The organism is Actinomadura keratinilytica, from assembly GCF_039539665.1.
Classification (GTDB): domain Bacteria; phylum Actinomycetota; class Actinomycetes; order Streptosporangiales; family Streptosporangiaceae; genus Spirillospora; species Spirillospora keratinilytica.
Window position 1 is genome coordinate 1 of the sequence record NZ_BAABDO010000237.1, and the last position, 2,771, is coordinate 2,771.

Genomic DNA, 2,771 nt, shown 5'->3' on the forward strand with positions numbered 1-2,771 from the left:
CGCGCGGTCGCCCTCGCGGACGGGCAGCCGAGGATCGCCGCCGGCTCGGCTCCCCCGGTGACCGGCGGGCGGCGCGCGGGCGTGGGCCCCGCCGTCGCCGTGCGCGACCTGCGGTCGTCGTGGCGGGCGGCGCGCACCGCGCTGCGCCTGACCGCGAGCGGCACCGACCAGGACCCGGGCCCGCGCGTCGTGCACGCCGACGAGATGGGGGGCCTGGCCGTCCTCGCCGAGTCGGTCGGCCCCGGCACGCCCGTATCGCCGGACGTGGAGGCGCTGGAGCGCGCCGCGGCCGCGGCGCCCTGGATGCTCGCCACCCTCGACGCCGTGGCCGACGCCGCCAGCCTGCGCGCCGCCGCGGCCGCCCTCACGCTGCACCATTCGACGCTGCAGGAGCGCCTCGCGCACGCCGAACGGCTGCTGGGCTGGAACGTCCGCGGCCCGCACGGAAAACTGCGCCTGCAACTGGCGCTGGTCCTGCGCCGTCTGCACCGCGCCCCCGGCCCCTGACCGCACCGCCGGCCACGCGGCGGGCGGCGGCGGGCGGGCTCAGCGGCGGACGAACAGGCCGATGCCGTTGGCGACGGGGCGTTCGGCCCCGTCGGACGGCGTGTTGCGCACGGTCGCGGCCCGGCCGCGCGGGTTGCCGATGACCAGGGTGGACGAGCCGCCGCCGTCGAGGTTCACCGCGTCGTCGGCGCCCGCCTGCCCCATCAGCCGCGCCAGTTCGACGAGGGTGACGCCGGCGCTGCGCTCCGACCGGCCGTCGACGACCATCAGGTACATGCGGCGGCCGTCGCGGCTGACGCCCGCGGCCGTGCGCGGCGCCGCCTCCGCGTCCGCCAGCCCGGCGACCGGCCGGCCGCCGTGCAGGATGCGGAAGCCGCCGATGGCGAAGCGGTAGCGGTGCCGTCCGGCGAGGCGGTAGCGCACCCGCACGCGGTCGCCGCGGCGCAGTTCGCGCAGCTCGGCGGCGGCCTCCTCGCGCCCCACCAGCACGATCGTGCCCCGGGGGATGGCGCCCCGGCCGACGGTGCCGCGCACGTCGGCGACCACTCCGCGGCGCACCGTCACCTCGGCCACGTCGCTGCTGCACGGCGCGTTGCGCGCCAGGTCGGTGCCGCAGACCGCGCGCAGCCGCGATGCCTTGCCCCACTTGCTGGTGAACACCCCCGCGCCGTCCACCGGCAGCGCGTACTGGTTGAGCCCGCGCACCGGGAGGACGATGCGGCCGGAGCGGATCGTGCCGGTCAGGCGCAGCCTCGACACGTGCCCCACGCGTTTGCGGTCCACGCCGATGACGTCCTCGACGGAGCCGGCCGGCGGCAGCGGCGGCCCGAACCGCTGCCCGACCGGCACGGCGCCCTTGCGCGGACGCCCCCGGTCCACCTCGGCGCCCGAGGCCGCGCCGGTCGCCTCGACGCCCGCACGCACCTCGCCGATGTTGAAGAAGTCGCCGTTGACCCCGGCCACCGCGCGCTGCGCCCGCACCATCGCCGACACCTTCCTGCGGGCGGCGACCACGGGCGGATGCAGCAGCCCCACGTCGACGTGCCGATCGGCGAGGTCGACCTCCAGGAGGTGCCCGGCGACCCGCCCGGCGACGCCCCGGGTGTGGAAGCTCCTGGCGAGGATCCCCGGCGACACCCGCCGGGAGGCGGTGTAGCGCATGCCGAGGGGCACCGCCGCCCGGGACGCGGACGCCGGCGTGCCGGGCCGCTCCCCCGACCCCGCGCCGTCGACGTCCGGCAGCCGCCCGCCGCCGGCGTCCCCCGGGCCGGAGGCCCTCGCGGTCGCCGGTCCCGACTCCGGTCCCGGTCCGAAAGCGCAGACGGCCATCACCGCGCCCGCCGTCACGAGCACCGCCGCAAACCTACTGATCACCGGACAAGCCTTCCCCCCGCGACCCCCGGCCGACGTGGTGATCTTCCTACAGCGGCGGCCCCGGAGCCCGTATCCGCGCGCCCGGCGTGGCGCCCCCGTCCAGGCCGTCCCGCCCCTTGCTCCGCCGACGCTCCGGACGCGCGCCGGAACATTCGGTAGCGGCCGTTCGTTGACAGCACAACTACTACGTCCCGGGGGGCGACATCGGGAGCACGGGCATCCACGAACCGGACGAGGCGGACCGGGCGCGCGCAGGGGCGGGCGCCGGTGCACCACAGGCCGAGCTGCGTTTTCCGCCCGGTTCCCTGGTGCTGGTCGCCGGGCTGCCGGGCGCGGGCAAGAGCACCCTGCTGGAGCGGCTGTACGGGCTGCGGGGAGACGAGACGCTGCCGGTCCCGGCCGGTCGGACCCGGGTGATCGACTCCCGGCAGGCGCGGAACTGGTGGGGGCGGTACCTGGGGCCCCTGCCGCCGCGGGCGCGCGTGCCGCTGATCTACACCACCCACGTCTGGCGCATCGCGCGGGCCGTGCTGGAGGGCCGCGACGTGGTGGCGCACACCCGCGGCACCTGGCCGCGCCTGCTGCACGCGTTCGCCTGGCTGGCGCGGCGGCGCGGCGGCGACGTGCACATGATCCTGCTGGACGTGGACCCGGTGACCGCGCGGGCGGGCCAGTTCCGGCGCGGCCGGGTGCTGACCGAGGCGACCTACCGGCGGCACTGCCGCCGCTGGCGCCCCCTCGTCGAACGGGCGCGCACCGGCACCCACCCCCACGCCGCCTCCGTCACCGTGCTGGACCGTTCGGCCGCCGACCTGCTCAAGGCCATCCGCTTCGACTAGTTGTTCTGTCCCGACAGGTTGGTGACGCGGCTGGCGGGTGGGAGGCCGCCG

Annotated in this window: 3 protein-coding genes; 2 read left to right on the forward strand and 1 reads right to left on the reverse strand. The window is 77.8% G+C overall.

Annotated features, from left to right (window positions below; genetic code table 11):
- Nucleotides 1-507, forward strand: a 507-nt coding sequence (locus tag ABD879_RS32380; protein WP_345025596.1) for a helix-turn-helix domain-containing protein, incomplete at its 5' end; no start/stop codon positions are given.
- Between the two features lie 39 nt (nucleotides 508-546).
- Here ABD879_RS32380 and ABD879_RS32385 read toward each other — a convergent pair.
- On the reverse strand, nucleotides 547-1,881 hold the full coding sequence (locus ABD879_RS32385; RefSeq protein WP_345025598.1) for a phosphodiester glycosidase family protein: 1,335 nt from the start codon (nucleotides 1,879-1,881) through the stop codon (nucleotides 547-549).
- 308 nt (nucleotides 1,882-2,189) lie between these two features.
- Between ABD879_RS32385 and ABD879_RS32390 the strand changes: the two genes are divergently transcribed.
- Complete coding sequence (locus ABD879_RS32390; protein WP_345025599.1) at nucleotides 2,190-2,720, forward strand: AAA family ATPase; 531 nt, start codon at nucleotides 2,190-2,192, stop codon at nucleotides 2,718-2,720.
- Nucleotides 2,721-2,771: the final 51 nt, after the last annotated feature.